13 protein-coding genes, 1 tRNA gene and 1 other RNA gene are annotated in these 20,374 nt (G+C 56.2%); all 15 read right to left on the bottom strand.

What is annotated here, in order from left to right; all coding sequences use genetic code 11:
* Positions 1-11 precede the first annotated feature (11 nt).
* The gene (locus ACQ3G7_RS23815; RefSeq protein WP_430892658.1) at positions 12-1,007 is read right to left on the bottom strand and encodes a family 8 glycosyl hydrolase; all 996 of its coding nucleotides are present in this window, start codon (positions 1,005-1,007) and stop codon (positions 12-14) included.
* Positions 1,008-1,015: 8 nt separating this feature from the next.
* Positions 1,016-1,495: a cellulose biosynthesis protein BcsD gene (gene bcsD, locus ACQ3G7_RS23810; RefSeq protein WP_430892656.1), complete on the bottom strand. Its 480-nt coding sequence runs from the start codon at positions 1,493-1,495 to the stop codon at positions 1,016-1,018.
* Positions 1,495-5,478, bottom strand: a complete 3,984-nt coding sequence (locus tag ACQ3G7_RS23805) for a cellulose biosynthesis protein BcsC (protein WP_430892660.1) — start codon at positions 5,476-5,478, stop codon at positions 1,495-1,497. The genes bcsD and ACQ3G7_RS23805 overlap by 1 nt, the downstream gene beginning before the upstream one ends.
* A gap of 14 nt (positions 5,479-5,492) precedes the next feature.
* Complete coding sequence (bcsB, locus tag ACQ3G7_RS23800; RefSeq protein WP_430892654.1) at positions 5,493-7,769, bottom strand: cellulose biosynthesis cyclic di-GMP-binding regulatory protein BcsB; 2,277 nt, start codon at positions 7,767-7,769, stop codon at positions 5,493-5,495.
* Entirely contained in the window at positions 7,766-9,880 is a 2,115-nt protein-coding gene (bcsA, locus tag ACQ3G7_RS23795) for a UDP-forming cellulose synthase catalytic subunit (protein WP_430892652.1), read from the bottom strand. Before bcsA ends, bcsB begins: the two co-directional genes overlap by 4 nt.
* Positions 9,881-9,897: 17 nt before the next feature.
* Positions 9,898-10,701 (bottom strand): cellulose biosynthesis protein BcsQ, encoded by an 804-nt coding sequence (bcsQ, locus tag ACQ3G7_RS23790; RefSeq protein WP_263098864.1) that lies wholly within the window; start codon positions 10,699-10,701, stop codon positions 9,898-9,900.
* A complete protein-coding gene (gene bcsO, locus ACQ3G7_RS23785) occupies positions 10,692-11,228 on the bottom strand; it encodes a cellulose biosynthesis protein BcsO (protein WP_430892649.1) in 537 nt (178 codons plus the stop codon). The genes bcsQ and bcsO overlap by 10 nt, the downstream gene beginning before the upstream one ends.
* Before the next feature lie 621 nt (positions 11,229-11,849).
* Positions 11,850-12,863: a dipeptide ABC transporter ATP-binding subunit DppF gene (gene dppF, locus ACQ3G7_RS23780; protein WP_061492581.1), complete on the bottom strand. Its 1,014-nt coding sequence runs from the start codon at positions 12,861-12,863 to the stop codon at positions 11,850-11,852.
* The gene (gene dppD / locus ACQ3G7_RS23775) at positions 12,860-13,843 is read right to left on the bottom strand and encodes a dipeptide ABC transporter ATP-binding protein (RefSeq protein WP_263098861.1); all 984 of its coding nucleotides are present in this window, start codon (positions 13,841-13,843) and stop codon (positions 12,860-12,862) included. The genes dppF and dppD overlap by 4 nt, the downstream gene beginning before the upstream one ends.
* Positions 13,844-13,853: 10 nt before the next feature.
* Entirely contained in the window at positions 13,854-14,756 is a 903-nt protein-coding gene (gene dppC, locus ACQ3G7_RS23770; RefSeq protein WP_263098860.1) for a dipeptide ABC transporter permease DppC, read from the bottom strand.
* 9 nt (positions 14,757-14,765) lie between these two features.
* Positions 14,766-15,785 carry a dipeptide ABC transporter permease DppB gene (gene dppB, locus ACQ3G7_RS23765; RefSeq protein WP_263098859.1) on the bottom strand — a complete coding sequence of 340 codons (1,020 nt, stop codon included), beginning with the start codon at positions 15,783-15,785 and terminating at the stop codon, positions 14,766-14,768.
* Positions 15,786-15,920: 135 nt separating this feature from the next.
* Positions 15,921-17,528: a dipeptide ABC transporter periplasmic-binding protein DppA gene (gene dppA, locus ACQ3G7_RS23760; RefSeq protein ID WP_263098858.1), complete on the bottom strand. Its 1,608-nt coding sequence runs from the start codon at positions 17,526-17,528 to the stop codon at positions 15,921-15,923.
* A 693-nt stretch (positions 17,529-18,221) separates the two neighbouring features.
* A non-coding RNA gene (locus tag ACQ3G7_RS23755) (RtT sRNA) lies at positions 18,222-18,354 on the bottom strand.
* A 36-nt stretch (positions 18,355-18,390) separates the two neighbouring features.
* A tRNA-Pro gene (locus tag ACQ3G7_RS23750) sits at positions 18,391-18,467 on the bottom strand.
* 91 nt (positions 18,468-18,558) lie between these two features.
* On the bottom strand, positions 18,559-20,238 hold the full coding sequence (gene eptB, locus ACQ3G7_RS23745) for a kdo(2)-lipid A phosphoethanolamine 7''-transferase (RefSeq protein WP_430892645.1): 1,680 nt from the start codon (positions 20,236-20,238) through the stop codon (positions 18,559-18,561).
* Positions 20,239-20,374 lie beyond the last annotated feature (136 nt).

The following is a 20,374-nucleotide window of genomic DNA, read 5'->3' as shown; positions in this document are numbered from 1 at the left end:
CAGCAGCGCAGTTACTTCTGCTGCGCCAGCCACACCAACATCTTCAGACTGGCGGAATAGTAATCATCCTGCGCGGTGATTTGCGGCTCAGCGGGCGCAGCGCCCAGCGTGAGATCACGCACTGCCAGCAACCCGTCGTTCATATTGTACGGCGCAGCATCGTTGGTCGTGACATTCACCCAGGCAGGCGTCTGGTTGCGGCTAAAACCTTGCCACCAGTTGCGCCATGGCGTTAACAGCGGGCTTTGCGCATCCTGCCAGCTCACATACAGCGGAATACGAATCGCATCGTAGCTCATGCGCGGTGGCCACTCTTTGGCTGGCGACAGCTTGCCCTCCGCCGACAATGCAACCCAATCCGTCGGCAACTGCGCCTTACCCCAGGCCATTTTGCCCAGCAGCGTTTGCCCGTCTTTGATCAGTTCCCGCCAGGCCACCAGATGGCTACGGTTGGCGAAATCCTGCCATGCCGGGAAGATAAAGTACGAGGGATTGAGGTTCACATAGGTATTGAGGTTGAAACCGTTCGCCCCTGGCAGCATCACGCGGTAACCGGCAAAGCTGATCACCGTATGTTTCAGCACCGCCTGCGTAATTGCATCGGAGGCCGCAAGATACGCCGGAATATTCCAGCGCTGCCCGGCTTTTAACAACGCCCAGGCAATCAGCACATCGCCGTCAGTAGCATCGTTTTTATCGGGAATGGGATCGGCCTCCACCGGGTTATAACGCCAGTAATAGAGACCGTTATCTTTATTTTTCAGGGTGTTGTTGGTCCAGTTCCACATGCTGTCGAATGCGGCTCTGTCGTTATTTGCCACCGCCATTAGCATGGCGTAGCCCTGACCTTCGGTGTGAGAAACGCTTTTGTTGCCGGTATCAACGATACGTCCATCCGGCATCAGAAACCGCGCTTTATAGCTATCCCAGGCCGCAGAGGCCTGGGAAAATGACGAAAACAGCAGACTCACCATCACCACCATCGCGGCGAAAATGCGCTTCAACATGGGTTAACTCACTGTGGTTTAGCGTAGCGGAATACTACATCTGACACAGAATAGAGACTTTCGCGCGTAAAAACGAGACCGGAATCGCCGCCTTGTCCGCGCAGCCAGCGCGAATAAAGCCCTTCCAGGATGGCGCAAAACGCCGAGCACCAGCGTGTTTGCAGCGCTTTATCGCGGGCGACCGGTATGCCCTGATGACGGAACGCCAGCCCATTTTCGCTGACAATCATGTCAATACAGCCCCAATTGAACACCCGCAATTGCGCGTTGATGTGGGCCTCCAACTCGCCCACAGTCTCCGAAACGGGCAGCGGCGTGCGATCCGCCATGGCTTCGCCCATCTGGCGCAGGAACGGCAGGCTTTCCGCCTCGCCGACATTACGCACCATGCCATCAATCATCACGTTAAGCAGATCAAACCAGCCCGGCGGGGTCTGTTGCTGCTGAAAATAGGCCAGCAACGAGGCGTTGGCGTTATCCGTCTTCATTATTTGTCTCCCAGCATATACCGGAGATAAAGTCCGGCGGTGCTTTCGTTATAGCTACCGAAGGTGTCGTAACTGACGTTACCGCCCACCGTCATTTTGTTATTCACGTTGTAATCCAGACCGGCATGGACGTTATAGCCGATGCCGTTTTGCGAACGGCCGCCATACTGCGCTTCTTTGACAAAGCCCATATCAGCCAGCTGTTGCAGCATCTGCTGCGCTTCTGGCGCGGTCGGGAAATAGTCGCTCTTATCCTGGGTGTAGGATTGATACCCCACCGAACCGCCGAGCCGCAGTTTCCAGTTGTCGATTTTCTGCGAGAAATCCACCGGCAACGCCACACTGACGTAGTTCTGCGGGCTGAAGTAGCCGCCCTGCCCATAGGTGAAGTAGCTGAGGTTCTTCGAGAAATCCATCCAGCTCACGCTAAGGCCGGTCTGCAACTGGCGGAAACTGTCATGCAACGGGCGCAGATAGACCCCGGCGCTGGCGTTCATACTGGTGTTGCTCGCCACGTTTTCGCCAAGATAGCTGTAACCACCGCCGCCCACGTAGAAACCGGCGTCGCCGTCATCGTAGCTCAACTGCGCGCTACCGCCGTTTTTGGTGACACGCCCCCAACGCTCGCCGGAGTATTTGTCATACAGGCCCACGTAAGAGAGCAGGCTGTCGGTCACCGCGCGACGCTCACCCGTCAGGATCAACGTCAGGTAGTTGGTCAGTTTCGGCGACCATTTCACACCGCCCACCAGCGTACTGAGATCCTGACCCAGCGGCGTTGTACCGACATCCAGCTTGTAGCTGTCGCCGCTCAGCGCCATATTCAGCTCAACGCCGCTGGCGTTTTGCGAATCGGTCGAGGCGTTAATCGCATCGTTATAATTCTTCTTATAATTCGATTCGCTCAGGCTTTGTAAGCGGCTCGAATTCAGCAGCGAGGTCAGATTGCTATACCCTTCTGCGGTAAAGGGCGACAGTTTGCTGGCGCTGGCATAGCTGGCGAGATCGGTGAACTTATCGCTGCCATCCGTTGCCGTGGAACTGTTGGCCGTTTTGATGGAGGTGCTGATGTTGCTCACCGCGTCCGCCAGCGGGTTGGAGCCGTAGCGACGCCAGGCGTCGCCCGAGGCGCTGCCCGAACTCAGCGATACCGGGGTGGCGGTAAACTCAAAACGCGACTCGCCAAACGGCGAACTGGACCAGGTGAGCGGCGCTTTCGCTTCCGTCAGTTTACTGGTGCCGGTTTCGCCATCACGCCCGCGGATTTCCACGTTGCCCTGTAGCCACATCCCGGTTTTCTCGTCCATTTGCTGCATCATGTCATCGACCTGACGCAGTGTACGGGACTGCACGGTTTCAACCGGTAAATCGGTGCGGGTGGTGCCCGGCAGCGTACTGCCCGGTTCACGGGCCACCTGCGCCACTTGCCATGGCAGGGTCTGCCCGTACAGCGATTGCGGAGCGGTGGTTTTACTGGTGGTCATAAACGGGTTATCCGCCAGCAATACACCGCCGATGGTCGGCGTTGCCGCGCTGTTGGAAGAGTCCAGCCCCACCAGCTTGCCGCGCGCGCTGCGCAGGTAGGTCATCGCCTGCTGGTGATTGCCTTTCGCCTCTTCCAGACGCGCCAGCAACAGCAAGCGCTCTGGCGATGCGTTGCTGCGCAGACCATTGGCCAGGCTTTGCGCTTTCTCCACATTGTTTTCCGCCAGCGCCACATCGATAGCGCCCACGCGCGCTGCCTGATCCTCGCTGTCCCGCGTCATCAGGTAGTCATACAGCACGCCCGCTTCTTTGTTCATTTTGCCCGTCTGATACAAACGGCCCATTGCGAACATTAAATCCGTATTCTGCGGATCGTTTTGCAGTACGCGGATCAGCTTGTCGTACGCAGCGGCATAGTTGCCCTGCTCACGCAGCCGGTCGGCTTCGTTAATCACATAACCATTACGCACTCCCGCCAATTGCGCAGGGGTGCTGCGCGATTGCAGTTCCGGGCTGGAGACAAAACTCTGTGCTTCCTGGTTCAGACCCGCCTGGTTGAGCACGGCGACCTGATCGGCATAATCACCGGCGTTACCCTGCACGCCCTGTTTCATGTTGTCACGCACCAGCGACACTGCGGTGGTCAAATCACCGGTTCGCGCCAGCATGCGTGCCAGTTTCCCGGCATCGACCGGGTTTTTCGGCGGCGTGGCCGACAGCGCTTTCAGCGTGTTAGACGCTGCGGTCATATTGCCCTGAGCGAGGTAACGCTCTGCGGTCGCCATTTGCAGGTTGTAATTCACCCGCTGCGCAAGATCGCGCATCTGGCTGTTTTGACTGGCCGGAGAGATACGCGCCAGCAACGCGCTGGCCTGCTGCCAGCCGCCATTCTCACTGGCAAACAGCGCCCCGGCATACAGCGAGCTGGCGCCTGCGCCGTCACGCCCGGTGGGGATCATGACGGTCGCGCCTTCGCTCTCGCGCCCGGTTTGCTGAAGCAAGCGCGCCAGGTCGAGACGCAACCACGGGTCGTCCGGCAGTCGCGCCACTCCCTGACGTAATACGTTGATCGCCTGCTCCGTGTTCCCCGCCGCAACCAGTTGCTGTGCCTGGCGGCGCAGCGGGTCGCCCGGCGTTCCGGTGACCACGCGCGGTTGCAACTTCGCCTGCAAGCCCGCCGGTAACGTATTCAGCATGGCCTGCGCTTCCGCGGTCTTGTTCTGGTCGCGCAGCACGTAGTAGAGATTTTCCCGCGCCGGGGCATTCTGCGGTTGTTCATTAAGAATGCCGCGCAGCGTCTGTTCGGCCTGGCTGTAATCTTTGTTCTGCCGCAACACATCCGCACGGAACAGTTTTGCCGCCGTTCCGCGTTCGCCACTCTGTTGCGCCAGCGGCGCAGAGAGTGCCAGCGCTTCGCTGACATTGCCCTGTTTTAACGCATGCTGGGCCTGCGCCAGTTGGCCGTAAAACGCCGCATCCTCTGCTTGCGCACGCCGTTCGCCGGAGGCGTCTCCGCCCTGACTCGCCGCGCGGTTAAGGTACTGCGCGGCAGCCTGATAATCGCCATTGCGCTGGGCAATGTAGCCCAGGCCCGCTAACGCGTCTGCATCGTCCGGGTTAGCCTGTAACACCTGGGCGAACTTCTGTTTCGCCAGGCTGCTGTCTCCGCTGTTGAGGGCGTTAAAGCCTGCGCCTTTCGCCGCGCCGCCGACATTTTTGCGATAGTACGCCTGCACTTCGCTATCCTGCGGATGGCGCTGCAACCAGGTATCGTAAAAACGCTCATCGCCGGGCTGCGGCCCCAGCCATAACAGCGCCTGTCGTAAGCCGTCATCGGCCTCGCGACTGCCGCTGGACATCGGTTCCAGCAACAAAATCCCGTCGCGGCGCGTCTCTTCACGCCAGGTCAACATTTTACCCAACGCAATACGGGCGGCCGTGTCCTGTGGATACTGCGCCACAAAACTGCGCAGCTGCGCCAGCGCCTGCGGGTAGAGCGCTTTGTCGCTCGCCATGGTCTGGTAGTATTCCGGCGCGAGGCTTGGCGGCGGCGTGTCGCCGTTAAACATGCTGCGCCACGTCTCCAGCGCCGCCGGGACGTTGCCGCTACGCGCTTGCTGACGGGCGAGCGTAAGCTGCCCCTGCGGCACTTGCGCGAGCTGTTTTGCGTTATCCAGCGCCTGCAGGCTGCTGTCTCCCGGCGCGGCTTTCGCCAGCCGTGCGCGCCACTGCGCTGCGGTTTGCAGATCGCCGTTTTGCTGCGCCCACAGTGCCATCAGATACATCGCCTGCGCGTTGTTGGCATCGACCATTAAGACTTTTTTCAGCGACTCCATGGCCAGATCGTCGTGGGACTTTTCATGCCAGTAGTTGGCCTGATCGAACAGCGCCTTCAGCGCAGCGTCATTCGCTGCGGCGTGCGCCAGCCCCGGAGTGCTGAGGATCAGTGCGCCGGAGAGGCAGAATGTGGATAACCGACGGGCGGTTTTTACGCTCATGGTGGTGACCTTTTTCACTTGTCGCTCTCCGGATCAAGACGTTTACGCTCGCGTTTTTTCAGCACGATATACAGCACCCCGCCGACCAGCGAGCCAAACAGCAGTCCGAGGATCGCCAGCAGTGCTGAGTGCTGGTTGGCATACCAAATCACCATCATATGCACCGGCATTTCGCCGCTCGGGAATTGCTCACCCACGCGGAAACTGCGCACACCGGTTTCGTTGGTAATGATGGCCACATCGCCGCGAATCCCGGCATTAATGCGCGCGGAACTGAGGTCAGCGTGCAATCGGGAGAGTTGCTCGTCGTTGCTGCCCAACGCCAGCACCACCAGCCGTTCGTCATTCCACGGTGAGCGGAAGCTGACAAAACCGCGCCACGCTTCGTTAGAGGAGAAGTAGCGGTCGGCTTCAATGCCCTGCGACGCCCAGTCGCCGCTGATCCAACGGCGGATTTTCTGCCAGTTCCCCGGCTCGCGAACGCCCAGCGTGCTGTCGCGCAGAGTAAACGGTGAATTCGCCAACAGCGCGCGGTTAAACGCCGACTGCTCCATGCCGGTAACCGCCAGCACATCGCGGTCGCGCATCAGCTCGCTATTGGTCGGTAGACCCAGTACCACACGGTTATGCCCAAGCGCGGTGCCGGTGGCATTCCCGGAGCGCGCCGTCATATCCAGCAGGGTCGCGACTTGCGTCTCTGTCGGTTGCGCAGGCAGCATCAGCAACGTTTCCGAATAGTCTGCCTGTCGGGTAAACGGGAAAGACGCGCCGACAAAGTAAGAGAGGTTTGGCAACAGAGCAAAATGCCGGGTGTGGCTCAAATCAATCCACGAGTCCTCATCAATGCGGCTCTTGATGTTGTTGTTCAGCAGAGTGCTGCACGGCGCGTTCTCTTTCGGCACGATGTTGAAATAGAGCGAAAGCTGGTTGTCGCCGTAAATCATGTACGGCTCCAGCGGCATATCAAACGACTCCTGCCGCGCATCGCCGCCCAGTTTGTGCCACAACGTTTCCAGCGCGCCCTGCTTGTTAACCGGCAGGTTATGCAGGAAGGAATCGTTAAGGGTCATGCTCAGCCATGAACGCTGCTCATCAATCCAGTTTTCCGTCGGGAAACGGTAGCCGATATGCAGCGGAATGGTTTCCCCGTCCCACAGGAAGAGATCGGGTGCCGCGCGAAACGCCACCTGCAACGGCGAATGCCAGATCCCGGTGGTGGTCAGGCTTTGATCTTTGCGGATCAGCTCCGTCAGTTTCACCGGGCGATCCGTTGGGATCCAGCGCGGCGCATCATACGGTTTGCTCAACGGAATAGTTTGCGCATCCACATCCACGAACGGTGTTTGTGAGGCAAAATTGCCGCGCGTTAAACGCCAGGCTGCAGCACGCAGTTCGGTATCGTCTTTCCCGACCACCAGCAGCAGTTTGTAAACCGGGTTTGCCGGGTTATCGACAATTTTCAGCAGCGGCTGCGTGGTTTGCGGCAGCGTCAGCCCGCCGATCTGCTCGCCGGGATGGCCGATCAAAATGCCGTTTTTCTCCGGCAGACGATCGTGATACGTCGCAAAAGAGACGCCGCGATAATCCGCCTGGATCCCCAGCCATGAGGCGATCAATGCCGCCGCGCTAATGGTATCGGCGCTAAGTTTTGGCCCAAACGCTACCGCAATAGCCGCAGGTGTCATCTGCATGCTGTCAAAGAACGGGCGCGGGAAGTGGCTCAGATCCGCACCGATATCCAGCTGTTGCCCTTCCAGTTCAAAATGCGAATCCGGCAGCACTGTAACGCGATATTTGTCGCTCAGGTCGCGCTGACACTGCATCGCGTCGCCATCGTTAATTTTCACGCTCAGGCTGTTGCTGGAGACCATCAATGCAGCCGGCACATCCAGTTGATAACGGGCAGTATCGCCTTCGGCGGCACTCAGCGGTACGGTGCCCAGCGGCTGGCCGTTAAGCATCAATTGCAGCGTGGCGTTACGCGCTGCCATCGCCGGGGAAATTTTTAAATTCAGCGCCAGCCGGGCATTGGTCATCACCTGGTCTACCGGCAGGGTAAAATCCACCCCGCCCTGGAATTGCCCACCGCTCAGGGTGATACCCTGCGGCAGGCCCATTTGCGCAATGCTGATACTGTTCACCACCGAAGGGACAAAAGCCGGTAGCGTTTGCGCCTGTGTCGGCGCAGGCAGGTTGAGCGGCAGCAGCGATTCAACCGTGGTTTCTTCACTGTGCAGCGGGGCGATAAACAGCGCCCCCACCAGCACCGCCAGCGTGGTCAGACGTTTCATACGCGCCCCTCTTCAGAGGCCGCACTGGCCGCTTGTTCAGCGCGCAGGCGTCGGTTTTCGCGGCGCGATGTCCAGGTCATCCAGAACAGATCAAACACGCAGCGCACGATAGTCGCCATCGAACGAAACGGGTTGTCCTGCGGTTTCGGCGGGTTAATCCACGCATCGGCGCGGGAAAGCACCACCCGCACCAGCTCGCGGCGGCGCGACAGCGGAATATCATCAAACATCAGGCGGATATACTCTTCGTCACTGGCCACCGTGTTGACCGGGATGCTGATCGCTCCGGAGTGCAACAGCAGCTCCACTTCTTCTATTTCATCATTCAGATGGCGGTCATCCGGTGCGATAACGCGACAGCCGCCCATCGACAAGTCTGCGGTTTTGCTGCGCGAGGTGATGCCGCTGGCGTAATGCAGCAACACCGGAATATCGACATCGATACGGATCGTTTTGCGCGTCTGTCGCGTTTCACGCGCCACGGCGATGGCCGCCAGCAGGAAGATCAGACTGTACAATCCCCAGCCGACGTTCAGGGCGATAACGCGCGGATCCACGCCAAAATAGTCATGGGCAAAGGCGCGCACGAGACCGGCTATCACACCCGCACCGAGTAACACCGCGATAATCAAATGCAGACGCACTACGCTAAAGTCGAAGTAGCCAACGTTTAACAGGCCGCCTTTATCGGTCACGTTAAATTTCCCGCGTTTCGGGAAGAACATGGTGACGACCGTCGGCAGCACAATGTGGAACGCCAGCACGATGTCGTAAATTTCCCCCCAGAAGCTATAACGGAAACGCCCGTTTAGCCGCGAGTTGACATAGACCGACAGGAACAGATGCGGCAGCGCATAAGCAAACACCAGGCTCGCCGACGAGTGAATAATGTTCAGGTTAAACAGCAGATAGGCCAGCGGCGCGGTTAAAAACGCGATGCGCGGCAGTGCAAACTGGTAATAGAGCATGGCGCTCAGGTAGCACAGCCGTTGCTGGATGGTCAGCCCGCGGCCAAACAGCGGGTTGTCGAGGCGGAATATCTGCGTCATACCGCGCGCCCAGCGGGTACGTTGAATCACATGCAGCACCAGGCGTTCGGTGGCCAGGCCTGCCGCCAGTGGAATATCAATGAATGCCGAGCCCCAGCCCAGGCGCTGCATTTTCAGCGCGGTGTGAGCATCTTCCGTTACGGTTTCGACGGCAAAACCGCCAATCTCTTCCAGCGCGCTGCGGCGAATAACCGCACAGGATCCACAGAAGAATGTGGCGTTCCAGTTGTCATTCCCCCGCTGAATTGGGCCATAGAACAGCGAGCCTTCGTTGGGGATATCTCGTCCCAGCGAGAGGTTACGCTCGAACGGATCGGGAGAATAAAAGTAGTGCGGCGTCTGCACCAGCGCCAGTTTCGGATCTTTCAGGAACCCGCCCACCGTCGCCTGCAGGAAAATACGGGTGGCCACGTGGTCACAGTCGAACACGCAAATCAGCTCGCCGTTGGTGAGTTTCATGGCGTGGTTAAGGTTACCGGCTTTGGCGTGCGCATTATCATTACGGGTGATGTAGCCGACGCCCACATCGGCGGCGAATACCGCAAACTCACGGCGTTTACCGTCATCGAGCAGATAGATTTGCATCTTGTTGCGCGGGTAATCAATACACTGCGCCGCCAGCACCGTGTCGCGCACCACGTCCAGCGGTTCGTTATAGGTCGGAATGTAAATATCGACGGTCGGCCACTGGTTCATATCGTCCGGCAGCGGGACGATTTCACGCTTCAGCGGCCATGCGGTCTGCAAATAGCTGAGCAGCAGCATTACCCACACGTAGACTTCCGCCAGAAATAACCCCATCCCGAGGATCGTTTCGATTTCGGAATTAAAGTGCAGGGTTTGCGTCAGGCGGAAATACATATAACGCGTCGACAGCAATATCGACATCACCACCATAATCAGGGAGATGCTGCGCTTTTTGCTGAAGCCGAGCAGAAATAAAATACCGATACTGATCAGGCCAAAAATGTACTGTTTTTGGCTGTCCATCGGCGTAATGACCACTAAAAGGGCAACCGGAACCATTGCCAGCGCCAGCAATATATAAAGAAACTTTTTCATGGGGGTGCCCGTGAGCGTTAGAAGCCAGACATCTTGGGTTTACTGTGAACGGTACCGTCGCCGATCTTGACGCCTAAAATACCGGCGACGCGTTTGGCAATGAGTTCAATATCAAATGCCGCTGCGGAGGCCGGACTGAAGTCAAAGATCGACTGTTGCGATGCATTCGCTTCCGCAACGCTCTCATCCCGGTGCAGGACGCCCAGCAGCTTATTGCCCAGACGCTGTTCCATAAATGCCGTCACATCGCGGCTAATCTGGCGGCGGTTGTCGCTCTGATTCACCACAAAGTAGTGGCCGGATTTACGGTTGAGGACTTCACCGGTCAGGCGGTTATTGTCGATGTGCGGCAGCAGGGAGAGCGATGCGGTATCCGCCAGCAGCGTAACCAGGTGCACATCGGCCAGCCGCGACATGGCTTTTAATGCCGCAGACGGTCCGGGAGGGAAGTCGGCAACAATGATCAGGCCGGGATAGTTAAGCAGCGTATTCAGACCGCGAGTCAGGAAGTGTTCGTCATGGGTCAGACGCTCTTCAAACGCAACACGCTCTTCCTCAGTGGCATCGCCATACGGCAGAACAAAAATATTGCCGCCCGCCGTAAGGACAAACTGGCTCCAGTCGGAGGATTCCGCAGCCTTCGCCACGAAACCGCGCCCGTCAGAGAGCGGCACGCCAAAATGCAGACGCAGCGCGTTTTGCACATCGAAGTCCAGTGCCAGAACTTTGCTGCCAGAACGGGCAAGAGCATACGCCAGGTTAGCCGTCAGCGTCGTTTTTCCGACGCCGCCTTTCGGCGAACAAACACAAATTAACGGCATGACGCGATCCTTTCTAACAACGATTGTAAGGGCTGGTTTTTTTCAACAGTCTGTTCCGCTTCCGGCGCTTTTGGCGCAAAGAGTCGGGCGAAACTGGCAGGCTCAGAAGACGATCCGCCAGAGGCAGCCCGCGGGGCAGGCATCTGCATTACAGGCGCATATCTGTCGGGTTCCGGACTGTTCGCCGCGGCGTTAAACGCGGGCGCGACGGCATCAAGCTGGCTGGCGACATCCTTGAAAATGGAGGCCGACGGCACAGGCGTCACGTCACGGAGATCCGGAACGGCAAGCGGAGCCTCTTCTTCTGCGCTGATGGCGAAGAGATCGGGTTCCACTGCGTGAGGAACCGGAACGGACACATGGCCGCCCATTGCCAGCGTGGAGGTTTCGGTTGCAGGAGAAAGCTGATTAATAATGGTCCAACTGCCCTGGTCGTTTGCTAAGTTTTGTGCAGAGAGATCCTTGAAATCGAGTTTCTGGTTACGAGTCTTGTCCTTGAACCTCTGCAAATCATCGTAATGATTCATAGTTATTCTCATGATTTACAAAATAATATTGTACCCGCCACCGTCAGGATCTTAGTGACCTGGTTTAGGTAGTCGTATGATTTTTTATTTTCGCGGTGCTGTTGTGCGTGGGTACGTGATAACGCGTTTTCTATTATCCACAGCCTGTTTTCGCGGCAGAAATTGTAGCGCTGCTAACACACTGTTAATTTCCAGCAAATATATAAATAATCTCTATACATGTGCTATCTTTTTTTTTCACAATTACCATTACAGCATTTAAGACCACAAAAAAGCGCCACCAGCAGGCGAATAAGTCAACTTAATTAAAATTTAAATATAATTTAATTATTTTTAATTAAATTAATAGAATAATAAGCTACGATAAATAACTATTGGTTTAATTTTTTATTACTTACCGAAATATTTTGAAATAAAAATTTGCGGTTAAAAAAGCCGTAATTTATCTAACTCATTCTTACTGCTGGACTTATTCCGAAACTACCTTTTTTGGCAGTTTTTTGGAAATATTTAAAATAAGCCGGAATTTTACTCAGGTTTTAAGATTATCGCCAGAGTGGGAAAAGGATAAAAAAAAAGCCCGGTAAATATACCTTACCGGGCAGTACGTTACAGCGATGTTTATGCCAGCGGTTTCTCGCCGTTCTCGTCCTGGTCAACCGCAAAACAGGCAACCAGTTGACCGCCGTAGTCCTTCAGTTGCGGCTGCAACTGGGTGCAGGGACCAAAACGGCGACGGCAACGGGCGTTAAATGCACAGCCCGGCGGTGGATTCAGCGGGCTTGGCAGCTCGCCGGTCAGTTTAATACGCTCGCGGCGCTCATCCGGGTTCAGACGCGGTGTTGCCGACAGCAGCGCCTGCGTATAGGGATGGCGCGGATTGGAGAAGATCTGATCTTTGGTGCCCTTCTCCACGCAGCGGCCGAGGTACATCACCATCACTTCATCGGCAATGTGCTCAACGACCGACAGATCGTGAGAAATAAACACGTAAGACAGCCCCAGATCCTGCTGCAAATCCATCATCAGGTTCAGTACCTGCGCACGTACGGAAACGTCCAGCGCGGAGACCGGTTCATCGGCAATCACCACATCCGGGTCGAGCATCAGACCACGGGCGATAGCAATACGCTGACGTTGCCCGCCCGAGAACATGTGCGGGTAGCGATCATAATGCTCGGTTTTCAGGCCAACTTTTGCCATCATCGCCAGCGCTTTTTCCCGGCGCGCCTCTTTGCTCAGAGCCGTGTTAATCAGCAGCGGCTCTTCGAGGATTTGCCCCACTTTTTTACGCGGGTTCAGCGAACCGTACGGGTTCTGGAAGACAATCTGGATTTTCTGGCGGCGCAGCTTTTGCGCGTGCGGATCGTGCTTAAGCAGATCCTGCCCCTGATAATAGAGCTCCCCGCCGGTCGGGGTTTCAATCATCGTCAGCAAACGACCAAGCGTGGATTTACCACAGCCGGACTCGCCCACCACCGCAAGAGTTTTACCGCGCTCCAGCGTAAATGAGACGCCATCCAGCGCTTTGACCAGGCGCTCCGGGGCAAACAGCCCTTTCTTCACCGGGTAGTGTTTCTTCAGGTCGATAGCCTGCAACAGCGGCTGTTGCGAGGTGGCCTCGTGCGTACTCATAGTGTCGGCCTCCCGGCGTCATCGAGTGGGTAGTGACATTTAGACTGACGGCCGCCGTCGACGGTGTTCAGCTCAGGCTCTTGCTCACGGCATTTGTCCGTTGCATACGGGCAGCGCGGGTTGAGCAGGCAGCCGGTCGGGCGGTCATATTTGCCCGGCACCACACCCGGCAATGACGCCAGACGGGCTTTGTCCTGCGCGAACTCCGGCAGCGCACGCAGCAGCGCCTGCGTATAGGGGTGACGCGGCGCACGGAAGATATCGCGCGCTTCGCCGGTTTCCACCACCTGGCCTGCGTACATCACAATGATTTTGTGCGCCGCTTCCGCCACCAGCGCCAGATCGTGGGTAATCAGGATCAGCGCCATATTCTCTTTTTGCTGAAGCTCCAGCAAAAGTTCGATGATCTGCGCCTGAATCGTCACATCCAGTGCGGTGGTCGGTTCATCGGCAATCAGCAGTTTTGGCTGGCAGGCAATCGCCATCGCGATCATCACGCGCTGGCTCATCCCACCGGAAAGCTGGTGCGGGTAAACATCCAGACGCGAGGCCGGATCGGGAATACCCACCTGCGTCAGCAGGTCAATCGCGCGCTGACGTCGGGTTTTTTTATTCCCGCCCTGATGCACTTTGATGGCTTCCATAATCTGGAAGCCGACCGTATAGCACGGGTTCAGGCTGGTCATCGGATCCTGAAAAATCATCGCCACTTCGGAGCCCACCAGGCTGCGGCGCTCTTTTTCCGAAATGCGTTTCAGGTCCTGGCCGTTGAACTCCAGCTTGTCGGCCATAACGCGGCCGGGGAAGTCAATCAGCCCCATGATTGCCAGCGAGCTGACCGATTTACCAGAACCGGACTCGCCGACGATGCCGACCACTTCGCCCTGGCTTACGCTATAGCTCACGCGATCTACGGCACGGAACTCGGAGCCCACGTCGCCGAAGTGCACCGATAATTTATCTACATTTAATAACGCCATCTCGAACCTCTTACTGCTTCAGTTTGGGATCGAGCGCATCGCGCAGGCCGTCACCCATCAGGTTAAATGCCAGCACCGTCAGCAAGATCGCGACGCCCGGGAAGGTCACGACCCACCAGGCACTTTGTGCGAACTGCAACACGTCGGAGAGCATGGTGCCCCACTCCGGTGTTGGCGGCTGCGCACCCATGCCAAGGAAGCCAAGGGCGGCCATATCGAGAATGGCGTTAGAGAAACCGAGCGACGCCTGAACAATCAGCGGCGCAAGGCAGTTCGGGAAAATGTTAACGAACATCTGGCGCATCGCACCGGCACCGGCGACGCGGGAAGCCGTCACGTAGTCGCGATTCACCTCCACCAGCACGGCGGCGCGGGTGAGTCGGACATAGTGCGGCAACGCCACAAAGGTGAGCGCCAGCGAGGCATTGACTATCGACGGACCAAAAATGGCCACCAGAACCAGTGCCAGCAGCAAGCTCGGCAGAGCCAGCATAATGTCGACAACACGCATGATGATGTTGTCGATCAGACCGCCGAAGTAGCCTGCGACCAGGCCCAGCACGATACCGGCAATCAGCGACAGCACCACCACCAGACAACCGACCAGCAGCGACAGACGCGCGCCAAACATCAGACGCGACAGCGTATCGCGGCCCACATCGTCCGTCCCCAGGATATGCGTCCAGGTGCCGCCATCCTGCCAGACCGGCGGCGCGAGCAGCGCATCACGGAATTGATCTGCCGGGTTGTGCGGTGCCAGGAAATTGGCGAACACGGCGATAATCAGCATGATAAGCACGTAAGCCAGCCCCACAACGGCGCCTTTGTTACGTTTGAAATAGTGCCAGAACTCCTGCAACGGGGTCATCGGCACCGGTGCAGCTACAACTTTATTTTCAGTGACTTGTGACATGATGGCCCCTTACTTCTTATGCCGGATACGCGGGTTCACCACGCCGTAGAGCAGGTCGACCAGCAGGTTGACGAGAATGATCATCGTCGCGACCAGTAATACCCCGCCCTGCACAACCGGATAGTCGCGGCGTTGCAGCGCATCAATCAGCCAGCGGCCAAGGCCCGGCCAGGAAAAGATGGTTTCGGTCAGAATAGCGCCCGCCAGCAATGTGCCGACTTGCAGACCGATAACCGTCACCACCGGCAACATCGCGTTACGCAGGGCATGAACGATGATCACGCGCATACGGGTCAGCCCTTTTGCGCGGGCGGTACGAATGTAATCTTCACCCAGCACTTCCAGCATCGAGGAGCGCGTCATACGCACAATCACCGCCAGTGGGATCGTACCGAGCACAATTGCCGGCAGGATCATATGCGCGAGCGCGTCGATAAAGTTCCCCTGCTCGCCCCAGATAGCGGTATCTATCAGCATAAACCCGGTGAGTGGGTTACTGTCGTCGAGGAACACCATATCGCTGACACGCCCGGAGACCGGCGTCAGGTTGAGTTGCACCGATACCAGCATGATAAGCATCATGCCCCACCAGAAGATAGGCATCGAATAACCGGTCAGCGCGAGGCTCACTGCGGTGTGATCGAAAATGGAACCGCGCTTCACGGCAGCCATAACGCCGACCGGAATGCCCACGGCAACGGCAAAAATCATGGCGCAGATACCGAGTTCAAGCGTCGCTTTAAAACGCGGCACGAACTCGTCCCACACCGGAAGACGGCTCTTAAGAGAGATACCTAAATCACCGTGCAACACGCCCCATACATAATGGACGTACTGTTCCCAGAGCGGCTTGTCGAGCCCAAGCTCGGCCAGCAACTGGGCGTGACGCTCAGGAGAGATACCACGCTCACCCGCCATGATCATCACCGGATCGCCGGGGATCATATGGACAAAGGCAAAGGTGAGAAGGGTGATACCGATAAACGTGGGGATAACCAGCCCCAAACGTCGGAGAATGAACTGCAACATAACCCGGATTCTCAGTAGTGACGCAGCGCCTGGCGACGGTGCATCTGTATTGCTCACAAATGTAAATTCCCTGCACGCAGGGAATACGCTTTACCCCTCTCCCCAGTGGGAAGAGGGGATAAAGCTTCGTGCTTTTTATTCGACAGACACGTTTTCGAAGTGGTGTTTGCCTAATGGGTCAACCACGTAGCCTTTGACTTCTTTACGCACGGGCTCGTAAACGGTGGAGTGCGCCACGATCAGCGCCGGAGCCTGGTCATGCATCACTACCTGAGCCTGTTTGTAGAGTTCAACACGCTTGTTGTGGTCATCGGTGGCGCGCGCCGGTTGAATCAGATCTTCAAACGGTTTGTAGCACCAGCGGGAGTAGTTGGAGCCATCTTTTGCCGCAGCGCAGCTAAACAGGGTAGCGAAGAAGTTATCCGGATCCCCGTTGTCGCCGGTCCAGCCCATCATCACCGCCTGGTGTTCGCCTGCTTTCGCACGCTTCAGGTATTCACCCCACTCGTAAGTGACGATCTTGGCCTGCACGCCGACTTTCGCCCAGTCAGCCTGAATCATCTCCGCCATACGGCGAGCGTTCGGGTTGTACGGACGTTGTACCGGCATTGCCCACAGCTCAACGGTAAAGCCTTTATCCTGACCGGCTTCTTTCAGCAGTTGTTTCGCCTTCTCAGGATCGTAGGTGTAATCTTTAACGTCGTCGTTATAGCCCCACATGGTCGGCGGGATCAGGTTTTTCGCCGCTACGCCCGCGCCCTGGTACACCGCTTTGATGATCGCTTCTTTATTTACCGCGTAAGTCAGCGCCTGACGCACTTTCACGTCATCAAACGGTTTCTTCTCGGTGTTGAAGGACATGTAGCCGACGTTCAGACCCGCCTGCTCCAGCAGGTTGATATTTTTGTCTTCCTTCATGCGCGCGATGTCAGCCGGGTTCGGGTACGGCATAACCTGGCATTCGTTTTTCTGCAGTTTGGCATAACGTACAGAGGCGTCAGGCGTGATGGAGAAGACCAGACGATCGATTTTCGGCTTGGTGCCCCAGAAGCCTTCAAACGCTTTGTACAGAATGCGGGAGTCTTTCTGGTACTGCAGCAGCTGGAACGGACCGGTACCGATCGGATCAAGGTCAACTTTCTCCGGGGTGCCCGCTTTCAGCATGTTGTCTGCGTACTCTTTGGACAGGATGGAAGCGAAGTCCATTGCCAGGTCAGCCAGGAACGGCGACTCCGGACGGGTCAGCACGAACTGCACCGTGTGGTCGTCGACTTTCTTCACTTCGCTAATCAGGTCCGGCAGACCCATGCCTTCGAAGTATTCGTAGCTGCCGCCAGAGACTTTGTGGTACGGGTTTTGCGCGTTTTTCTGACGATCAAAAGAGAACACGACGTCGTCAGCGTTGAATTCACGCGTCGGTTTGAAATCTTTGTTGTTCTGCCACTTCACGCCTTTACGCAGGTGGAAAGTGTAGGTTTTGCCATCGGCGCTGACTTCCCACTTTTCAGACAGACCCGGAATGACTTCAGTGGTGCCGGTTTTAAATTCTACCAGACGATTATAGATCGGCACTGAGCTGGCATCGTAAGTGGTACCAGAGGTGAAAAGCTGTGGGTTGAAGCCTTCAGGCGAACCTTCAGAACAATAAACCAGGGTTTTTGCTTGCACGCTGGCTGCGACGGTCATTGCCACCAGGCTAAGACCGAGCTTCAGCATCCCTGACTTCTTCAAGGAAATACTCATTGATTCTGCTCCAATGTGATATGTGTTGTTACCCATGCATTGGGTATGTCCGACAGGCCTTTATTAGTTTTTTACCCGGTCTGGTCGGTAGTGCCCGAGGGCGTTATGAGAGATGGGGATTCCTTTCACAAGGTTGACTGAGTTGCAGTACAGATTCTCCTTGAAATGCCCCTCATGCCCTACAATCTGTCAACAGAATGTCAAAACGTCAATACAGGTAACCGGGATTTACAACGGCGGTGAGAATCCGCAGACAAAGTTAAAAAAAACTTCAAGCCTCTATTTTCAGCAGAGAAAATTGTGCTACCGCCATGATGGCAGAATAATCACCTTGCTATCAGAAAGTATTCAGTGATTAACATTCATCCAGATTATGAAAAAATTCTTACGGAATGCTGAATATATGAGCGATTAATACCGCGAACGTTAAAACGCACAGCGTAATATGCTGACTCTATCTATAAGCAACGCGAAAAAAGATTCATCTATATATAAAAAAATACAATGGAATATCTCACAAAACAGCGAGCTGGCAGTGAGAAGTGAGGATAAGGGCGATTTCAGGCGGCATTGCCCGGTTTCGTTTGTGTCGGGTCGGTCAGGTTCCCCGGGTTGCGGGATTGTGCGGAGCGGACAGGTAAGACAGAGGCAGAACGCAAAAAACCCAACCTTGCGGTTGGGTTTTTCTGAATTTGGTCGGTGATAGAGGATGACTCGCCACTGCGTGGCTCGCCCTGCGGGCCGTTGCTGAAGCAACGTTCTCTCGCTGCGCTCGGGTCGAACCTCCACCCCCGGAGGTTCTCATCCTCTTTCGGATGCAGAAAGCAAAAAACCCAACCTTGCGGTTGGGTTTTTCTGAATTTGGTCGGTGATAGAGGATTCGAACCTCCGACCCCTTCGTCCCGAACGAAGTGCGCTACCAGGCTGCGCCAATCACCGAATGCGGGGCGCATCTTACTGCCCCCAACATGCTCCGTCAATCCCTTAATGTAAAAAAGCGTACTGACTGGTGATAAAGCCAGCAGAGCGCTTACTTCGCGGGTTGCGCCGGCAGATGACACCAGTTGTTGTTCTCGTTTATCCCGCCGTTTGGCGAGGTGTAACCGAGACATCCCATAATGGTGTCGTACAGTTCAACGTGGCGGCGCGCAGTCTTGTACTCCGCCTGTTGCTTCAGTTGAGCAAACATCTTCGCCTTGTCCGGGTCCTGTAAGTACTTATCCGACATCCACACCATCATCGGCACGCGGAACTGCTCTGGCGGCGCCATTTTACGCGGCGTACCGTGCAGGTGCTCTTTATCGTTAATAGACTCACCGTGATCCGCTGCATAGAAGATAATCGCTTTGCGGTCACGCAGCTTATCGATCACCTTATCGATAAAGTAATCCACATAGGTCACCGAGTTATCATACGAGTTAATCAACTCTTCCTTGCTGCATTTGCCAGAGGCCTGACACTCCGGCGTCCACTGCGCGAAACTGCGCGGATAACGCTGGGTGTAGTTAAAGTGCGACCCTTTGGTATGCAAGATAATCATGTGCTTACCGCTGTTCTTATTGTCCAGCGAGCGTTGCATCTCATCGATGAGCAGCATGTCATCCACGCTTTTGCCGCGGTTGCGCGGCTCCGCGCCAATCTGTTCACGGTAGGCGATGTTATCCGCCATCGTGTTGCTGTAGAACCACATCTCGCTTTGCATCGCGTACAAATCGGTGGTGAAACCCAGTTGCTTGAGCACGGAAAAGACATTTTGCTCTTTCAGCGTACGTTGCGGGTTATCATCCGCGCCGCCTTCACGCACAAACATGCAGCGCAGAGAGAGTTTTGTCGCCGTATCGCACGACTCGCCGCGAAACGTGACAAGATTTTTCTCCTGCGCCAGCTTCGGCGTGGTATTACGGGAATAGCCCAACATTCCCATATGATCCCAGCGCGTGGTCTCACCGATGATAAACACCACCCAGGTGTCGTCGATGTCCTTCGGCGCTACGTAGGTAAATTTTGTCGCCGGGTTCATCAGCGATTTATTGTCTGACGATTCATCCACCTGCGCCCAGGCATACAGCCCCAGCGCGGAGAGCCAGTTAGAGGGTAAATAAGAGTTCGCCACAACGCCGCCATAGCTTGGCATATCGACGCCGGAGATCTTCTCGTCATCTTTTTGCTGCATGTCGAGCAGGCGAATCGGTCCCCAGACCATCAACCCCGCCAGCACCACCAACGTGACGCTGCGAACGCGCTGCCCCGGAGTGTGCAGCTGGCGCAGTAAGGTATAACGGCAGCGGTTGCTCCAGATAAACAGCAGCGGCAGCGCGCTGACCATCACCACCCAGACGACAAGCTGCCAGCCCACCACTTCCTTCGATAAATCGATATCGGTGGTCATCACTGAGGCAATAATGCCATAGCCAATGACCACATTGAGGAAGGTCATATAGAAGCTGGCGCTGGCGGAGAACAGCACCACCAGCGAGGCCAGTACACGCCAGGCGCGACGGCCAAACAACGACAAGACACGCAGTAAGAAAAACGTGACCAGTACCGTACCAACAAGTTCAACAACCGCAGAGAGTCCTTTCAAAACGGTGAAAGCTTGCGCATAGCCGTCAAACCGACGGTAAAAAACTGCGCTATTCATAAACAGACCGATATACAACGCCAGAAAGAAGCTCAGCTTCTGCTGGGTCATCGTCTTGATATAACTCATGCAAACAACCCTGAAAAAAGGGAAAGTAACGCCAGGCAATCGTCGACCAGTAACGAATGCAGGCTAAGAAGTCGCGGCGGAAGTTAACATTGGAAACTTCTAAAGCGCGGTAAGTAGACCATAGCAGGGCGGAAAA

This window comes from Kosakonia sp. N21 (assembly GCF_050587465.1).
In the GTDB taxonomy this organism is placed as follows: Bacteria; Pseudomonadota; Gammaproteobacteria; order Enterobacterales; family Enterobacteriaceae.
This window is presented reverse-complemented; position numbering and strand designations above follow the sequence as displayed.